12 protein-coding genes are annotated in these 16727 nt (G+C 61.8%); 7 read left to right on the plus strand and 5 right to left on the minus strand.

Translation table 11 applies throughout. The features are described from left to right. Positions 1–45 precede the first annotated feature (45 nt). Positions 46–1215, minus strand: a complete 1170-nt coding sequence (locus ASF00_RS13250; protein ID WP_055879827.1) for a YncE family protein — start codon at positions 1213–1215, stop codon at positions 46–48. A 244-nt stretch (positions 1216–1459) separates the two neighbouring features. On the opposite strand from ASF00_RS13250, the gene ASF00_RS13255 reads away from it, so the two are divergent. The 4 genes from ASF00_RS13255 to ASF00_RS13270 all read left to right on the plus strand — a co-directional run bounded on the left by ASF00_RS13255 (position 1460) and on the right by ASF00_RS13270 (position 4710). Continuing rightward, the gene (locus ASF00_RS13255; protein WP_156348345.1) at positions 1460–1939 is read left to right on the plus strand and encodes a hypothetical protein; all 480 of its coding nucleotides are present in this window, start codon (positions 1460–1462) and stop codon (positions 1937–1939) included. Between the two features lie 23 nt (positions 1940–1962). Beyond that, entirely contained in the window at positions 1963–2343 is a 381-nt protein-coding gene (gene copM, locus ASF00_RS19060; protein ID WP_268795101.1) for a CopM family metallochaperone, read from the plus strand. Then, the gene (locus tag ASF00_RS13265; RefSeq protein WP_055879837.1) at positions 2340–3758 is read left to right on the plus strand and encodes a YncE family protein; all 1419 of its coding nucleotides are present in this window, start codon (positions 2340–2342) and stop codon (positions 3756–3758) included. The genes copM and ASF00_RS13265 overlap by 4 nt, the downstream gene beginning before the upstream one ends. Before the next feature lie 382 nt (positions 3759–4140). Next, complete coding sequence (locus ASF00_RS13270; protein ID WP_055879840.1) at positions 4141–4710, plus strand: recombinase family protein; 570 nt, start codon at positions 4141–4143, stop codon at positions 4708–4710. A gap of 783 nt (positions 4711–5493) precedes the next feature. Here the strand turns inward: ASF00_RS13270 and ASF00_RS13275 are convergent. After that, a complete protein-coding gene (locus ASF00_RS13275; protein WP_055879844.1) occupies positions 5494–7677 on the minus strand; it encodes a hypothetical protein in 2184 nt (727 codons plus the stop codon). Beyond that, positions 7674–8816, minus strand: a complete 1143-nt coding sequence (locus tag ASF00_RS13280; RefSeq protein WP_156348346.1) for an ATP-binding protein — start codon at positions 8814–8816, stop codon at positions 7674–7676. The genes ASF00_RS13275 and ASF00_RS13280 overlap by 4 nt, the downstream gene beginning before the upstream one ends. 236 nt (positions 8817–9052) lie before the next feature. On the opposite strand from ASF00_RS13280, the gene ASF00_RS13285 reads away from it, so the two are divergent. Both ASF00_RS13285 and ASF00_RS13290 read left to right on the plus strand, forming a co-directional pair. Further along, entirely contained in the window at positions 9053–13234 is a 4182-nt protein-coding gene (locus ASF00_RS13285; RefSeq protein WP_055879852.1) for a hypothetical protein, read from the plus strand. A gap of 27 nt (positions 13235–13261) precedes the next feature. After that, positions 13262–13636, plus strand: a complete 375-nt coding sequence (locus ASF00_RS13290) for a hypothetical protein (RefSeq protein ID WP_055879855.1) — start codon at positions 13262–13264, stop codon at positions 13634–13636. Positions 13637–13669: 33 nt separating this feature from the next. Here the strand turns inward: ASF00_RS13290 and ASF00_RS13295 are convergent, their stop codons facing one another. Further along, complete coding sequence (locus ASF00_RS13295; RefSeq protein WP_055879859.1) at positions 13670–14479, minus strand: SirB1 family protein; 810 nt, start codon at positions 14477–14479, stop codon at positions 13670–13672. A 357-nt stretch (positions 14480–14836) separates the two neighbouring features. On the opposite strand from ASF00_RS13295, the gene ASF00_RS13300 reads away from it, so the two are divergent. Next, positions 14837–15328, plus strand: a complete 492-nt coding sequence (locus tag ASF00_RS13300; RefSeq protein ID WP_055879861.1) for a nucleoside deaminase — start codon at positions 14837–14839, stop codon at positions 15326–15328. A gap of 424 nt (positions 15329–15752) precedes the next feature. Here the strand turns inward: ASF00_RS13300 and ASF00_RS19340 are convergent, their stop codons facing one another. Further along, positions 15753–16724, minus strand: a complete 972-nt coding sequence (locus tag ASF00_RS19340) for a TniQ family protein (protein ID WP_082463425.1) — start codon at positions 16722–16724, stop codon at positions 15753–15755. Positions 16725–16727 lie beyond the last annotated feature (3 nt).

Genomic DNA, 16727 nt, shown 5'->3' on the forward strand with positions numbered 1-16727 from the left:
TCAGAAAGGGCTTTCCTTGGGAAATTACAGACGGTGTAAGACCGATCAACGCGCCGCCACGGCAAGCGCCGCATCGCGCCCGGATGGCACCAGATTGGCGAGACCTTTTCCTGATCGCACGGCACCAGGAACGTAGATCAGGCTTTGCGCATCCGTACTGATAGGGATTGTCGACACGGTGGTGTACGTCAGCGTGTCGATCCCAGCGACCTTGTTGGTTCCGGCCAGGCTGGCATAGATTCTCGTACCATCGCCCGACGGCCAAACCGCACTTGGAGCCGCTTGTAGCGGGACGGTTGCCACAGCCTCCAGGCTGTCGGTTCTATAGACCTTGATTGCAGGTTGATCGCCGCCAATGCTGACATAGGCAAAGGAATCGTCCGCGCGCTGGGCGAAGTTGACCGCGCCCGTTGCTGGACCAGTGTTTATCACTTCGCGTACCGCAAACGGCGGTTTGGCAGCAAAAACCGTGGTCGTGCCGCTCTCGCGGCGTGTTGCCCAAATCTGTTTGCCATCTGGCGAGACCGCGATTGCTCCCTCACCTGCACCGTTGCTGGCAACGTGTCCGACGACGCGCCGATGCTCGACGTCGACAACCAGGATGGACGGCCTTTCAGTAAGCGATACAAAGGCATAGCGTCCGTTTGGCGACAGGATGGTCGCGCCCGCTCCGCCACTTGCTGGTACGCGGGTGATCTCCCGCGCGGTCTTAGGATCCACGACCGCGATGGCATGTTCATCGCCGAGCGAAACCCAGAGTTCGTGCCCATTGGGCGTAAACGCGACGGCGGTAGGCGACGTCTGGAACACGGTCCGGCCTCGTTCCGTGTTCGTGGCCAGATCTACGAGCGTCACACTGTGCTGCGCTAATGCCGATACCGCCAGGGTCCGCCCGTCACGCGTTGCAGCCAGGTGCTGGACTTTGGGGCTGGAAAAGCTGGGCTCAGCTATCGCGCTTTTGGCGAGGTCGATCCGTCCCAGTTCGTTGCCCGCTGCAGGATCGATGACAACGATCTTCGTCGATGTAGGGTCAGACACATAGATCCGGTCATGATGGCTGAGGTCGATATCAGCCTTCGACCACGGTGCCTGAACCGCCTTGATATCGTAGGGAAAGTCGTCCGCCGCAGGTGCAGCCCAATAGGCCTGAGCGATCGCCGGGACTGGCGCTACGGAGGCCAACATCGCGGCAACCAAAACGATCGCAGCTTTCATCGTTTGATCCTTATCACGGACCCGGCGGGTGATCGTGCCGGTCCGATGCCGCTAGATCGACCGATATGTCCCTCGCGTCCAACGCATGGTCGCGATGATTTCAATACGAAAACGCGATTATAGATCGCCGACCGTTCCTGTTAAATGATTGGAATGACCGTGGTTATGCGTTGGACCGACCGCCCCGCCGCAATCATCTATCCTGTCACGCTCGGCATTCATCGAGACGCGCGGAGACTTCCTCATGGCAACACAGCCGATCTACGATCTCGCTACCGAGACACTCGTTGCTCCTAAGCCTGTGCGTCGACATCTCGCAATCGTGCCGGATGTAGGCAATTATGACGAGCTGGAAAGAACGGCTCCAGGCATCGCATCGCGCGGCGTCCATCCTGCCACGTTGGGCTTGCTCGTCGGCGTGTATGCAGCAATGTTGCTGACTTTCTGGACCTTCTTCGCACGTGATGCAGCTACGGCGCTCGTCCTGACGGTCGTGTCGGTCTTCATGATCCTGTATTTCGGTCTGATTGCTGGCGGCATCGTACTCAGCGATACTCCCGCCCCCGGCGAACCCCTCCGTTCGTTCTCGGAGTTCATCAAGGGCCCGGTCGATATCCTGACGGGCACGATCACAGGGCGCGAAGCGGCTATACAGATGCTCTTTCTCCCGGGCTGCATGGCCGTGCTAGCAACGACTATCGGCATCATCGCTCGCGTGTCGTAAATGGGATGACTAGGGGCATGACGATGAAATCACGCACGACCTTGCTGATCGCGATAGCCTTGTCCGGATCGACGGCCGCTATAGCGCAAACGGACAGCTTCGCGTCCGCTATGGATGCGGCGATGACGCGGATGCACGGCGCGATGATGACCGGTTATTCGAGCGATCCCGATCGCGACTTCGCAAGGATGATGATTCCCCATCATCAGGGCGCGATCGACATGGCCGAAGTCGAACTGCGCTATGGCAAAGACGAACGCCTGCGCCGGCTTGCGCAGGGAATCATCGTCGAACAACGACAGGAAATCGCGGTGATGCAGAGCATCCTATCCGAAGGCGGCGCGTTGCCGCCCCACACCGAACCGACCGCGACCGGTCACCCCCATCAAGGAGACCGTCCATGAAGCGTTTCACCTTAACCGCCTGTGCCGCCCTGTCTTTCTCGGCCCCGGCATTTGCGCAGCAGGTTCCGAACGCGAGCCCCGACATACCCGTCAGCGCGCAGGACCGGTTCTACACCTCGGACCAGTTCTCCAACACCGTGTCGGTGATCGATCCGTCGACCAACACGCTGCTCGGCGTCATCAAGCTCGGTGACCAGACCCCCGCCAATCTCAGCCCACTCTACAAGGGGCAGCTGCTCGTCCACGGCATGGGCTTCTCGCCCGACCGTAAGACGCTGGCGGTGATCTCCATCGGGTCGAACTCGGTGACGTTCATCGACACCGCGACCAACGCCGTGAAGCACACGACCTATGTCGGGCGCTCGCCGCACGAGGCGTTCTTCCGTCCCGATGGTCGCGAAGTGTGGGTCGCGGTGCGCGGCGAGGATTACATTCAGGTACTCGACGGCAAGACGTTCGCGCCAACGACGCGCATTCCCGTACCTAACGGCCCCGGCATGACGATCTTCTCGCCGAACGGGAAATACGGCTATGTCTGTTCGAGCTTCTCACCCGAGACCGTGGTGATCGACACCGCCTCGAAGAAGATCGTCGGTCGCGTCAAGCAGGCAAGCCCGTTCTGCCCCGACATCGCCGCGACGCCCGACGGCAAGCAGGTCTGGCTGACGCTGAAGGACGTCGGCAAGGTCATGGTGTTCGACGCCAAGCCACCCTTCGCAGTGCTGAAGACGTTCGACACCGGCGCGATCACCAACCACGTCAACATCGCCCGCACCAAGGCCGGCCAGTTCGCCTATGTGACGGTCGGCACCGAGAATGTCGTGAAGGTGTTCCGCACCACCGACTTCGTGCAGGTCGCGAGCATCCCGGTCGGCGCGCTGCCGCACGGTCTGTGGCCGTCGGGCGACGGCTCGCGGATCTATGTCGGGCTGGAGAACGCCGACGCTGTTGCGGCGATCGACACCGCCAGCAACACCGTCATCGCGACGATTCCGATCGGTCAGGGGCCGCAAGGCGTGGCCTATGTTCCCGGCGCGGTGCCGGTAGGCGAAGGCCGTGCAAACCTGATACCGCTCGCACAGGCCGGCATGAAGATCCAGCTGACCCTCGCCGGGACTGGCCGCAGCCAGGTCACGCTGTTCGATCAAGGCCAAGTCCAGATCCTGCAGGCGGCGGTTGCGGGCCTCAGCCCAAAGATGCCCTATGTCCTTGGGCTATCCTCCCGCGCTGATGGTGGCGGCGTGATCCAGCCTCTGGCAAAGTTCATGACCAATCCCGCGGGCGGCGCGATCGTCAACACGCTCGGACCGCTCCGCCAGATCGTCAGCGACGCGAAGGGCGACATGCGCCGGTACCTCGTCATTGCGTCAGGCGACCCGATGATGCCGAGCGCTGTCGTTCAGGTGCAGAAATGAGGGTTCAGGTGAACCCTGCGATCTCCTGTCCGTATCGAGTATCTTGGTCATGACGCCGGTATAGGTTGCCGCAGCGTCTTGAGACTGTCGGAAAACACATGATTGTCGTCAGGCCGCAAGTTAGGCGATCGGGGCTACCCCATTCTGCACGTGGTACATGCGACAAACCCTGTCGCTTTGTCCGGTTGTGCGGAAACCAGAATCCGGGGGTTTTCCGTCACTGATCAAAAAAGGGCGGGAAGTCACGCTCAGCGTCAATCGGGGTATACCGTGAGTGAACACACCGTGATGAACACTGTTCCTGTTCAATCAGGGTCATATTCATAGAGATTGAACACTCCGTGCAAGCGGTCTAGAACCTGACTGAACAGATGGGGGTCCAATGACATTTTTTGGTTACGCGCGCGTATCGACCTCCGAGCAGGATCTTGGGATACAGGAAACGGCGCTGCGGGCCGCTGGCTGCCAGACCATCCGATCGGAGAAGAAATCGGGCAGCGAGCGCGGCGCACGGACGGAATTGCAAGTCTTGCTCGACTTCCTTCGCAAAGGCGACACTCTGGTGGTGACCCGCATTGACCGGCTCGCTCGGTCGATGAAAGATCTGCAGGATATTGTGTATGAGCTGAAGGGCAGGGGGATCGCTCTTAAGGCGACCGAGCAACCGATCGATACAAGCACGGCAGCGGGAAAAGCGTTTCTTGATATGCTCGGCGTATTTGCAGAGTTCGAGACGAACCTCCGACGCGAACGGCAACTCGAAGGTATCGAGGCAGCGAAGGCACGGGGCGTCTACAAAGGCGGCAAGCCGCGTATTGATCCCGACGCGGTGCGTAAGTTGATCGCCGACGGTATGAAGCCCGCACACGTCGCTCGCCAACTCGGCATCTCTCGAGGCACCGTCTACAAGTTCGTCCCCAGGGTGGATACGGTAGCAGCTTCCGAGACGTAGGACCGCATATCCGCCTTTGGTGGAAACCGGACTGGCCGGTTTCGGTCGGTGACTCGCGGTAAGCGGCAGTTCGTTCAGGCGTCGATGCTCGCTCAAAGATCTCGACTTCGCGCTCGTCGCACCCCACCGTCCGAATTGTTCGCCGAGGCTTGGGGAGCCTGAAATGCCGTTTTTGACGATCCTAGGAACAGCCATAGTCACGGCCGCCGCCGCTCAAGGCGCTTTATGGTGGAAGGAGCGTTGGAGCGCCGGCACGGATTGTCCAGCTAATCGATCAAGGCCTTGCTGCGCTGTCGTTTGCTGACAGGATCCGCAAATCCAGTCGCCTGAAGCCGGCACCCAACCCGGAACCCGAATACACGGTTGAGCGCCATCTGACCGAAAGAAAGGCCGATCGTGCGGAAAAGCAAAAGCGCTACCTAGCGTCCCAGCAGTCATCGCACGAGGCGCTCATAGTATCCGGCTCAGCCGCCAATGGCGAAGTGCGGGTGCTCGATTGACACGTCTCGGCCCGTTTCCATGCCTAGTCTGCCTGCAATCTCTCGCCGTGGGGATGCGGCTCTGGGCCCGTGTCGGTCCGCGAGTGGTGTATGATATGGACCTGTCGAGGATTTAGCGGCCGATGCGTCTTTACAAATATATGAGTCTCGCCAGCCTGAGGGCGGTACTCGAGCACAACACGATCGGCTTTTCCCTGCCGGAGGACCTTAACGATCCGTTTGACTTTCCAACTGCGCCCGACGTGCTGGAAAATGGATTTTTCGCGCAACTCCATCCGATGGGTCAGGGTGGAAGCAGCCGCGATCGACAGAGAGCGACGAGTTCATCTACCAGCGGTGTCTGCGGCGGCAGGCCGTCGAGCACGGTCGCGAGGTCGTCCTTCGCCACCCTCAGTCGCCCCGTCGCGAGGGCGACCAGGAACTCGGCAGCAGCCTCGCCGCGGGGCGTGGTGGCGCTCTCCAGGATGCGGCGGAGCACCCGTGCCGCTTCCGCGCTCGTCTGCGCATTGTCCGTGTAATCGAGTTCGGACGGACGGGCGGCGCGCAGCAGGCTCGCCTGAATCACCGCGTCGTTGAACCGTCCGAAGTTCTCGGGGCTGAGTAGCGTGCGGTAGAACCATTCAGTCCTCAGCGTCTGCCTGTCGTTCCGGCCCTCGCCAGTCCTGAGACCCTGCAGGATGGAGGCGATCGTGAAGAACACGTCCGCCTGCGTGTTCGCCTTGTCGGGCAGGCCTTCCGGCCAGAACGCGAAGCCGCGCTGGATCTTGAGTGGATCGCCCGGCGCGTTGGTCAGGAACAACTCCTGCTCCAATCCGACCGAGGTTTGCCGAAGGCGCTCTCGGCGCTGCTCGATCTCCGCTGAGATCGGCACACTCCGGTTCGCCGTTTCGTCGAAGACGGCAAGTTCCCGGTCCCACGGGTTCGGTGCAGCCAAGCCGGGCAGGTTGATCTGATCGACGATGATCAGCGGGTGCTCGGCGGCGTTATGGGTCAGCGCGAGATTGCGCGTGAGGGTCTGGGTGCGCTCGGTGCTCTCGGTCACGACGAGCCCAGCGAAGTAGAGGAGCGGCGCCTCGGGGCACGACCTCAGCATCCGGCTGAGGTCCAGCAACTGACGGCCGCTTCCGACGACTGCGGACACGACGAGTATCGGATCGGTGAATGCGTCCTCGACCGCTGCACGGGCTTGCTCGAATTCCTCGCGCGTGAGGATGGGAGCGGCGCTGTCCGCGGCATCGAGCACCCGCTTAGCGAAAGGCGCTGACTCGGCGTTCGCCACGATGCAGTGCCCGAGCTTGGCCGGGATGCTTGCGGCCGCGAGGTACGCGAGCCTCTTCTCCGCGCTTTCAGACGTGGCGACCTTCTCCGCGTCGATCGCGAATTGACGGGTCGGTCGTCCGGCGTTGATCTGGAACGTGCCGGTGCCGGCGTGCCGGGCCATCGTGGCCGAGAGCGCCGCATGCTCTTTCGTCCGCTTGATGACGAGCGGCTCGGGTTGCGGGCCGGCGATGTCGAACTGATCCCCCTGGATCGGGATGGCGATCGATCCGTTGGCACACATCGAGCAGGGTGCACCGCTGTCGGCTTCCACCGTTCGGATGAAGCCGCCTGGGTTATTCTGCCGATCGAATGCTAGGTCAACCGCCGCGACCAGAGTCTCCGGCTTTTCGCCGAGAAAGAGCACGTGCACGATCCTGCGGCTGTCGAAGCCTCTCTGGACCAACCGCTTCGCGAGCTTGCCGCTCGAGGATGCGGATACGAGCGCGACCGCGCCGCCGGTGCGGAAGTGCGCGTAGGTGTCGACGCCGTCGTAGGACCTAAAGCTGTCGACCAGCACGGGCGGCAGTGCATCCTCAGACGCGCGCAGATCGTTGATCGCGGCGACGAGCGCGAAGAGCGATGGCGTGTCGACGTACACGACCGACGTGTCCTCGGGTATGTGTCGCAACGCGCACAGCGCGACGAACGTGATCTCCGACTGCCGCACGAGAATGTTGGACAGGCGGATGAAGCGGCCGGTGTGCCGACCCGACGGGTTGCGGAAGTGGTACGCGCTCGTGGACTCCACGAAGCCCTTGTGGTCCCGGAAGATCGATGTCGCACCGCGCCTGAGCAGGTCGGTCAGGGCCACGTCCGACACGTGCTCGCCGTCGTCGAGCGGCATGCGCCGGAATTCAAAGCCGTTGCCACCGAACGAGATGAGGGTGACCGGCGTTCGCTTCAGCAGCCTTTCCTGGAGCCGGCGGAAGGGGCCGGGCGCGGAGAAGGAGCGCACGATCTCGCCCGCCACGCTTTCCCGGCAGAGGATGACGAGTTCGTCCGGGACGAGGCGCGCGTCAATTTCCTTCTCGAGTTCGCCGACCATCGCGCCGACGTCGAGCTCGCGCGGACCGACGAACGCGACCAGCGTGTCGCGCGCCGCCGTTCCTACCATGCGGTCGAACCTATGGACGAAGAGGTACTTCACGGCTCGACGACGAGCGGAAGCAGGATCGTGAGGAGGGTGCCGGACGCGCGTGGGAAGGTCTCGCGTTCGGACGGCCAGGTGACGAACTCGGGAAGCGTACCGTAGGGCGTCCGGCGTTCGAGGCTCAGGTCGGCGTAGAGCGACTGGCGGCCTGTGCGCAGGCGCATGAAACCGCCGTGCTCCCGGAGGATGTCGACGACGTTCGGCAGCCCGAGACCCGAGCGCGAGGTCGTCTTGCCGGTGGCGTGCTTCTGGAAGCAGCGGCGGACCGCGTCGGCTTCCTCCACCGGCGTCAACTCCGCCAAGGGCCGCTTGGTGATCGCGGCGGCGAAGCCGGGGCCGCTGTCGATTACCGAGATCTCGATCAGCTGGAGGTCCTTGTTGGTCGCCCGCGGCGGCCGAAGTCTCGCGCAGTATGCCGCAAGCGGGGGCGACGTGCCGACGAACTCAGCGAGCTTGGCCTGAGGGATTGCGTGCCGCCTGGCCTGTACGCCGCGGATCGAACGACCAAGCCGGTCCCCCCGCTCGTCGACACGGGCATGGTCCTCGGTGTTGCGGAACAGCTCGTAGAGAGCCCCGCCGACCGCGTCGGTGAATGATGGTGGGATGGAGGACGATAGCTCCCTTGGAACTATGGTCCGGTCTATCTGACGCGCGACCTCGATGAAGGCGCTCGTTCCCTTCAGCGACGGCTGTCCCTCGAGGTCGAGGTCGTAGAGCAGACGGGGCGCCGCGCGGTCGAGGTGATCGACGCACAGCACCTCATATTGGGGCCCGCGCGATGCCTCGCGCGGCCGTTCGCTCTGAATCACGTCGAGGCGCGCCAGCGCTTGCGCGCGCAGTGCCTCCGAGATGACTGCGCCGTCGACCGCGCTCGCCCGGTCGCACAACAGCGCCGCGGCGATGCCGAAGAACTGCCGGGTAAGGGTCGTCATCTGCCCATCCGGGTCTTCGGCATTCGGCACGTATGTCTGGAGCGCGGGGTGGCGGATCGACTGCGCCCATGTGATCAGCGCTTGGACCACTGCGGCCTCACCCCCAGCATGGTGGTGGTGCCCCTTCGTGGGGAGCCTGATGGGTCCGCTGGAGGCGTCGCGCGCCAGCCCGGAAAGCATCGCTTCCGCCGCCGAGACGGTCATGGCCTTTGTCACAAGCATTCTTCTCACGATAACGACAGCTCTTCCCGCTGTCGAAGGTCCATTGCTGCTTCTTTACACCACGCGCGCATCGTCGGGTGGCTCCGGTACGCCGGACGGCACGGACTAGAGCCGCCCCCCTGCTTACAGCTCTGGCCACGGGGCGCGGTAGGTAGCAGGTCGCGCATGGTTTCCCGTAAGAAATGGCGCCTGGGCGCCGAGCCGGCTATTCCCCTTTCATGACCGATATCGAAGCGGAAACAAAAAGCGAGCTGGTTGAGGATCTCAATCTGAATGGCCCGGACCAAGCCGGGCCCCGTCCGATCGCGCGCAAGCTGCAGCGGATCGACCCGCCGAAAGATGTCGAGGTCGTGCTTCACCAAAGCGAAGTGATGGCGCTCGAGGGCCCTCTCGTAATCGTCGGCGATCCCGGGGCCGGCAAGTCGATTCTGATGGAGTCTTTCGAGGGTATCGACGGCGCGATCTTCATTCGAGCGACGCAGCTGGTGCGAATGGCCAACCCCGCAAAGAAGCTCGGCATGGTAACGCGGATCGTCATCGATGGCGTTGACGAAGTCGCGTCAAATGCAGAGGGCGGAGGCATCGAGGCGGTGCTGGCCAAATTGTCGGAACTCGACAATCCCGACTTCATACTGTCCTGCCGCGCGGCCGACTGGCGGGGCGCCGCCGATCGGATCCGGATCAAGGATGATTATGGACGCGACGCCACGATGCTGGAGCTCCAACCATTCGACAGAGACGACGCAGCGCGGTTTCTGGAGACACGCTTTCCCGAACTCGACGCCGAGCAGGTGCTCACCCATCTGATCGATCGGGGATTGCATGACATTTATGGCAATCCGCTGACGCTGCAATTGCTTGGCGAGGTGGCGCTCGATGGTGGCGCACTGCCAGCAACCCGCGGCGGGCTTCTCGCCCAGGCTTGCCCCAAACTTGTTCTGGAAGCCAATGATCGCCACAAGGACAGGCCGCATGCCGGCTGCGACCCGGAAGAGCTGATGCTCTCGACCGGCGCCGCAGCCGCAGCCTTCCTGCTGTGCGACAAGCTCGGCGTGTTCAGCGGTGCGGTGGGAGACCTCCCATCCGCGTATTTTTCACGCCCAAGCATGCGTTCGCTGCCCTTTGCGACCGAGTTCGATGAGGCCATCAAGACAAGGCTGTTCAAGGGCGAAGGTGAAAACCTCCTGGTCCCGGTCCACCGCGTCGTAGCCGAGTATCTTGCCGCCAAGTGGCTCGCGCGGTGCGTGTCCTCGGGACAGTCCGCCAGGCGGGTCGTTGCCTTGCTGCGTCAGGGTGGATCGGTGCCGACGTCGCTGCGCGCGGTGAACGCCTGGCTCGCCGGTTTCTCGCCCGAGCTCGGCATGACCTGCGTGAGCGATGATCCGTACGGTGTCCTTCGCTATGGCGATGTCGACGGCCTGCCGCTGCCGACGGCTCGCGCGCTGCTGCGCGCACTCGCCGCGCTGTCGCATGAGGACCCCTTTTTCCGGGCAGAAGATTGGTCGCGCCAGTCAGCGCGGGGCCTCGCCCGGGTCGAATTGAAGGACGAATTGCTCGCGCTCCTGAACGCGCCTGGCGAACACCATATGCTTGGTGCCCTGCTGATCGAGGCGATGCAGGGTACCGAACTCGGCACGCTTCTCCAGAGCGAATTGCGCGCGATGCTTCTCGATCCGAAGCGATCGTACCATCAGCGCGGGACGACCCTTGCGATCCTGAACGAACGCGGCGCCGTGACCGACTGGCCGGTCCTCCTAAAGGCCCTCGCCGAACTCGGTGACAGCGGTTCTCTGCGGAATGCGGCAAATGCCGCTGTCAGCATGGCCGTCCGGGATATCACGCCGGAATTGGCGGTGCCGATCCTGTTGTGCAACCTGGGCCTGACACTGAGTCCGGCCAGCAAGGCGACGCGAAAATCTCATCAGTCGCTGTATCCCAGCAAACACCTTCTCGAACTGCCCTCAGCGCAGTTGGAGAAATGGCTCGATGTCATCGCAGAGTACGGCACGATGGTGCGTCGCCATGACCACCAGCGCATGGCGCTGGTCGATTTCGCACTCTCCATTCTTGCCAGACGCCTCGAATATGCGCCGGCGCCTTCGGCAGAGCAGCTCGGGCGTTGGACGAGCTGGTTGCGCGGGCAACGCGGTTATGACGACAAGGCCCCGAAGAAAATCAGGGATTTCTTCGCCGGCGAATCAACACTGCGACAGGCCGTTCAGGCCGAGATCCTGCTTGCTGTCAGCGCTAAGGAGCTGCGGAAGCTTTCATTTCGGGTTGGTGACGTTCCCCTCGGTCTCTACCCCGATGAAGAGGATTGCGCAGTCCTTTTGCGGGCCTGGCGCCACCGGGAAAATATTGCCACTCCGGACACCGAAATCTGGGACACACTCCTCTGGATGGGGCGGCGACGCGGAGGGCTGTCACCGTCTCTCCGCGCGGCAGCGGAAGAGACCGCAGGCGACGATCCGCTGCGTCTCGATGTCATCGAGCGCTATTCCAGGCCGATCGAAGATACGCGAGATCCGAAGGATGCGGCGTGGGAGGCCGAGCGGGATGCCGAGCGCGAGGCAGCGTTTGCTGACCACCGCGCATGGATCACCGACAATCTTCAACATGTCGACGCGGGATCCGCCGTACTCGCAGAGGCCGCCGACGCCTACCGCGGCCTCGACTACTATGTGAATGATCTACCAGGTGGTGCCGAAGAGAAGATGGCAGGATTCCTGACCCCGGCGCTTGCCGAGCGCGTGCTGTCGGGCTTTGCCGCAAGCCTGAGGCGCGCGGACCTCCCGACGGCGCGCCAGATCGCCGAAGCCCACGCAAAGGGCAAAAGCTACCCAATCGAAACGGTGCTGATCGCCGGGGTGTCCGAGATGCTGAGAACCGGTCAGCCGCTTTCGGACCTTCCCCGCCAGAATATCGACAGCGTCTTCATGGCTTGGCGGCGCGATCCAGCGTCTAACACCGAAGACTCGCTCGGCATTGAGGACGCTTTGGTCAATCTGTGTCTGGGCACGCCAGAGGATCAGGAGCAATTCTACCGCACAAGCATCGAACCGGACCTCGAGGCCAATGCTCGCCACGTCTACGACCTTTACTATCTGACTCACCTGCTGCCGATGGTACCGCTCGCCGCGCAGCTATGTCGCGAATGGCTATCCCGCTTTCCCATGATGCCTGCGACCATCATGAGCGGACTTGTTCCATCAGTGCTCGCCGGTGATCTCGCTGATATCCGCCAGACGGTTGTCCAATGTCGCGCCCAAACCTGCGCCGATATCGATGCCCTATTCCTGTGGCTGGCGTTGGATTTCATGGCCGACTTTGCTGACCGCGAGACCGACCTACGCGCTGCGGCCGCCGACCGCCCCGAGTTTCTGTGGAACCTGCGTTCAGTGATCCAGACGCCAACAGGTTCTCGATTGTCGACGCTTTCAGCCGAACAGCTCGGATACATCGTGAGCGCCTTCGCGCCCACCTGGCGCTACCTCGAGCGGCCCGAGGGCGTGTCGCATGGGGACACTAACCCCTGGCAAGCCACCGATTTCCTCAAAGAATGCATCGCCGCCCTATCGGCGTTGCCCACAGCGGCCGCAGGTAAAATGCTAGCATCGCTGATGGAGGCGAGCGATTACGGCTACCTGGACGACCTTAAGCATGCTGCCGCCCAGCAGCGTCGTGTCCAAGCCGATCACGACTACACCGCCGCCACGCTCGACCAGCTCAAGGCGGCTGCAACGGGAACCCCTCCTAAGTCGCTCGACGACCTGCGCGCGTTTTTCGCGGACCGGCTGGGCGAACTGAACGCAAAGCTCGCCGGCGACAATCTCGACAGCTGGGTGGTCTATTGGGACCGCGACCGTCCGCACGAGGAAAATTACTGTCGAAACCGGCTGATCGGCCAACTCTCGAACGAATTGCCGGATGCGATCAGCTTTGCGCCGGAGGAGCAGATGCCGGGCACGACCCGAGCGGACATCGCCTTGCGCCTCGATAAGATGGCCCTGCCGGTCGAGATCAAGGGGCAGTGGCATACGCAGGTATGGGCCGCGGCCTCCGAGCAACTCGACGCTCAATATACGATCGACTGGCGAGCAGAAGGTCGTGGCGTCTACATCGTGCTGTGGTTCGGCGACGTGCCCGGTTACAATCTGCCGGCGCATCCCGAGGACGGCACTGCGCCGCTCACGCCCGAGCAGCTGCGCGAGATGCTGGTAGCGCGTGTGCCGATGGAGCGGCGCCCCTTCATCGACGTCTATGTCATCGACGTTGCAGGGACGCCGCAAGGGCGCGAGCGACTCGCCGTAGGTCGCCAACGTAAGCGAAAAGCCGCGGCGACTGGCAAAGCGAAAAAAGCTCGCGGCAAGTCCGCAACCCGCCCATCGGATGCTAGCTAAGGCACGCGGATCGTCAGCGTCGAGCGCATGTCGCGGGCTTTTACCAAATACCATCTGGATGACGGACGCGCACTGCACCGGTTCAAGATGGAAGAACCGCACGCGACGCCGCATGACCACCCCTGGAGTTTCGACACCGAGATTCTCGATGGCGGATATGTTGAAGAGGTGTTCCACCTGGATCCAAACGGCGGTTGGCACAGCGAACTGGTTCACCGTCTCCCTGGCGAAACCTACCATGTCGACGCTGCGCACATTCACCGCGTCGTGGAGCTGCCGACGGGTGAGTGCTGGACGCTCGTCCGCGCAGGTCCCCACACACGCGAGACCCGGTTCTGGCGTTTCGGAGACGCGGTTCAGTCCCGGGCCTGGCATGAGCGCCAATGGACGCGCTTAGGATAAGGCATCACGGCTAGAGTCGATCCACCGCAATATTCATGACGGCGTCGGCCGGGGAAGGGCATCGAGCGCTGCCGATACCTGCAGGCGCAGATCGTCGTCCCGGGTGATCTCCAGCATCGCACTGAGGCTGCTGCGGGCGCCGGCCACATCACCTGCGACCAGCTGAAGTCTGGCGCGCTCCCACCAACCATGGGCATGCGTAGGTGCCACGATCGTCATACGCTCGTACAGGACCAGCGCGCGTGCGGGATCCCCGGCCTGCTCGGCACGGGTCGCCTGGTTGAGCAGCAGGCGGACGAGCGCCGACCGGTTCGACAGGGGAAGCATCCCGTCGGAAAACCGGGCCTGGCCCGTCATCTGCTCCAACAAGGCTTCCACCTGTTCAGGGGCGACGATGTGACCATCGTTGAAGGGATCGATGATCAGCGCATCCGACGCGTCGCCAAGGCGGACCAGGACGTGGCCGGGGGTATTGAGCGGCATCGCCGACCATCCGAGGCGTCGTGCCATCGCCACATAGATAATCGAAAGACTGATCGGCAGGCCGAGCCGTCGATCGACGACGGCGATCAAATCCGCATTCTGCGGATCGTCGTAGTGCACCCGGTCGCCAGAGAACCCAAACTCTTCGCCCATCACGCTGCTCAGGGCTTGAGCCTGAGCAGCGCTGCTCACTGCGTCGCCGTCAGCAGCGCGCAGGGCTATTTCTATGTCGGTCAGCTCGTCGATATATTCATCGAGATCGACACCGGGGTGATCGAGCGCTGCGAGTTCCAGGGCGGCCAGATCAAGCTCGATCTCTGTGTCTTCCATCAGCCCGAGATGAAGAATGCTATTGGTCATGAGCCGTTAGATGGGAGGCTGCTTCGACGGTTTCTATGGCGACGCCAGGATACGGCGCGCCTGATCCATGACCAGTTTATGATACGTGAGCAGCGACTGTGCGGCACAGCCGGTTCCGTCCCTGATCACGATCCTGGACCCTGCCGACATCGATACCTGGCTGCGTGGAACCTACGACGATATCGTTGGCCTGCAGAAACCCTACGACCCTGCCAAAATGACCGTCCGGGGGCCTGTCTTCCCAACACGCAGCAAGGAACGGTAGCATTCGGCTATCCTTGGCATTCGAAAATGACCGCGCCGAACGATCCATTGTGTCCGCTGCGTGTTGTAAGACGGTGACAGGGAGCCAAGACGATGACGCAAGAGGACGAACGCTGGATGCACGAAGCGATCGCAATCGCCCGATCGAAGGGTTCCGACCCCTCGACCTCACCGCTGGGGTGCGTGATCGTACTCGATGGCAAGGTTATCGCGGGCGAGCGCAATCAGACCAAGGAATTGCCGGACGCAACCGCGCATGCCGAGATGATGGCGATCAGACGGGCGTGTGAAAGCACCGGGGAATTGGAGCTGCGCGGTGCGACGCTCTACTCCACGCTGCAGCCCTGCGGCATGTGCACGATGGCGTCGATCTGGTCGAAGGTCGGGCGCGTTGTTTACGGGGCGGGCCGCGATGATGTCCACGAGATGTATTTCGAAGCACAGCACGTCGACACGCTGACGTTCATCGGCGACGCCTACCGCGACGATATCGTCATTGAGGGAGGCTGCCTTCGCGACGACTGCGCCAAGCTCTATTATGGTCCGGACGCAGAGCTGCCAGTCGACGAGCAGGCAAATCTATAGCGTGCTGCGGCTGCGCGTCCGTTCGGCGCTGAACGAATGACGGTATGTCGCCAGGTCTTTCCAACGCGGCGCGAAGAACGATAAACCGATGGCAGCTTTCGGTCCCGCCTGTTCGGCCGCCCCCCCCGAAGGATGAGCACCATGAATGACGCACAATGGGTTCTCGCTCGCACACGGTCAGACGAGCAACATGCGTGGCTTGCTGGTTTTGATGGAAATAGTCCGGTATGGGTGGCGAGTGTCGATAACGCCGTAATCTACCAACGCGAGGGTGCAGAAGCGGCAAGGCTGCGATGCACTGACCAGCCCGATCACGACGACGTTCTCTATGCCGTCTGCCATCTGAAGGCTGACGACACGACTCCTCCTTCTGCTGGCGACTGCCCTCTAAAAGACTGTCGATAAGTACAGAACGATGGCTGAATCAGGTTCCGTGTAGATACCTGTCCACCACCGTTGTATACTCAAACGGGATTGAACTCCGATCTCCTCGAAGGGCCCAGGAACGCCACATGCCTGCTTCCGCGCAGAGTGCGACGAACTTGTACGGCCAACCATCCAGTAACTGCGCAACAATTGCCATCATCCTATGCCTTTCGCTACTCGACAAAAACTCCGGAGCCGAGATAATACCTTCAAAAGTTGGCTCACTGGGATCCCCGCCATTGTGTCTGCATACGGTTTCTCTCAACCGCTGAGCTCGAGGGTTGGCAGTCACAATCGAGAGGATCTGTCGAACTAGGTTGAAGAAGGCAAGTGGGTAGATATTACTGAATGCTTCGGGCGGGTGGGCGCGACCGGCAAGAATTTCACGAAAGTTATGTTCGAGTTGAAGCGCTTTTGAGTCCGCGATCACGTGAGGGTAAGAGCGTCGATCACTTCCGCAAACGTGGCAACACGGATCAAGTCCTTGGTGAGGCACTGCAGGAGAACCGCAGTCGATGCAGCGGTCGGCAAGCACAATTCCATGTTTTGAACACGTGCTTACTATGGCGAGGCGCCAATTTTTCCGGTAATACGCCTGTCTATCAGTGCTGAGGCAAATTGCGCACCATTGCTGACCTCCTCGGCGCCGAGTTCGGTGATAAATTCCGAGAGGCAAAATCCAACGAGAAGCATTAGTTATTCGAATGCGTTCATATAAGATGCCCTCTAGTGAATAGAGGGTCGTAGCCCAGGCTTCATTTTCGCCTGTTCCAGTTAGTCTGGCTAAGTCATTTACGACATCGCGCGGTGCCATTGCATCGAGATCTCGGTTCCAAAGCTGTCTTCCTGGCCAAATCAAGTGAGAAAAAGTCTGCAATTTTGGAGAGTTACCGTGGGCAACACGTAACAGCCATGACGATAATAATTCGTCGACTTGTGGTTTGGGCCGCCATGGCAAAAGCGGTTTCAATAG

It is taken from the genome of Sphingomonas sp. Leaf34, assembly GCF_001421805.1.
In the GTDB taxonomy this organism is placed as follows: Bacteria; Pseudomonadota; Alphaproteobacteria; order Sphingomonadales; family Sphingomonadaceae; genus Sphingomonas.

What these genes read in the sequence shown, in the direction of transcription:
- ASF00_RS13265 (WP_055879837.1), top strand. Translation starts at nt 2,340, where the DNA reads ATGAAGCGTTTCACCTTAACCGCCTGTGCCGCCCTGTCTTTCTCGGCC.
- ASF00_RS13250 (WP_055879827.1), bottom strand. Translation starts at nt 1,215, where the DNA reads ATGAAAGCTGCGATCGTTTTGGTTGCCGCGATGTTGGCCTCCGTAGCG.
- ASF00_RS13270 (WP_055879840.1), top strand. Translation starts at nt 4,141, where the DNA reads ATGACATTTTTTGGTTACGCGCGCGTATCGACCTCCGAGCAGGATCTT.
- copM (WP_268795101.1), top strand. Translation starts at nt 1,963, where the DNA reads ATGAAATCACGCACGACCTTGCTGATCGCGATAGCCTTGTCCGGATCG.
- ASF00_RS13285 (WP_055879852.1), top strand. Translation starts at nt 9,053, where the DNA reads ATGACCGATATCGAAGCGGAAACAAAAAGCGAGCTGGTTGAGGATCTC.
- ASF00_RS13295 (WP_055879859.1), bottom strand. Translation starts at nt 14,479, where the DNA reads ATGACCAATAGCATTCTTCATCTCGGGCTGATGGAAGACACAGAGATC.
- ASF00_RS13300 (WP_055879861.1), top strand. Translation starts at nt 14,837, where the DNA reads ATGACGCAAGAGGACGAACGCTGGATGCACGAAGCGATCGCAATCGCC.
- ASF00_RS13280 (WP_156348346.1), bottom strand. Translation starts at nt 8,816, where the DNA reads ATGACCGTCTCGGCGGCGGAAGCGATGCTTTCCGGGCTGGCGCGCGAC.
- ASF00_RS13255 (WP_156348345.1), top strand. Translation starts at nt 1,460, where the DNA reads ATGGCAACACAGCCGATCTACGATCTCGCTACCGAGACACTCGTTGCT.
- ASF00_RS13290 (WP_055879855.1), top strand. Translation starts at nt 13,262, where the DNA reads ATGTCGCGGGCTTTTACCAAATACCATCTGGATGACGGACGCGCACTG.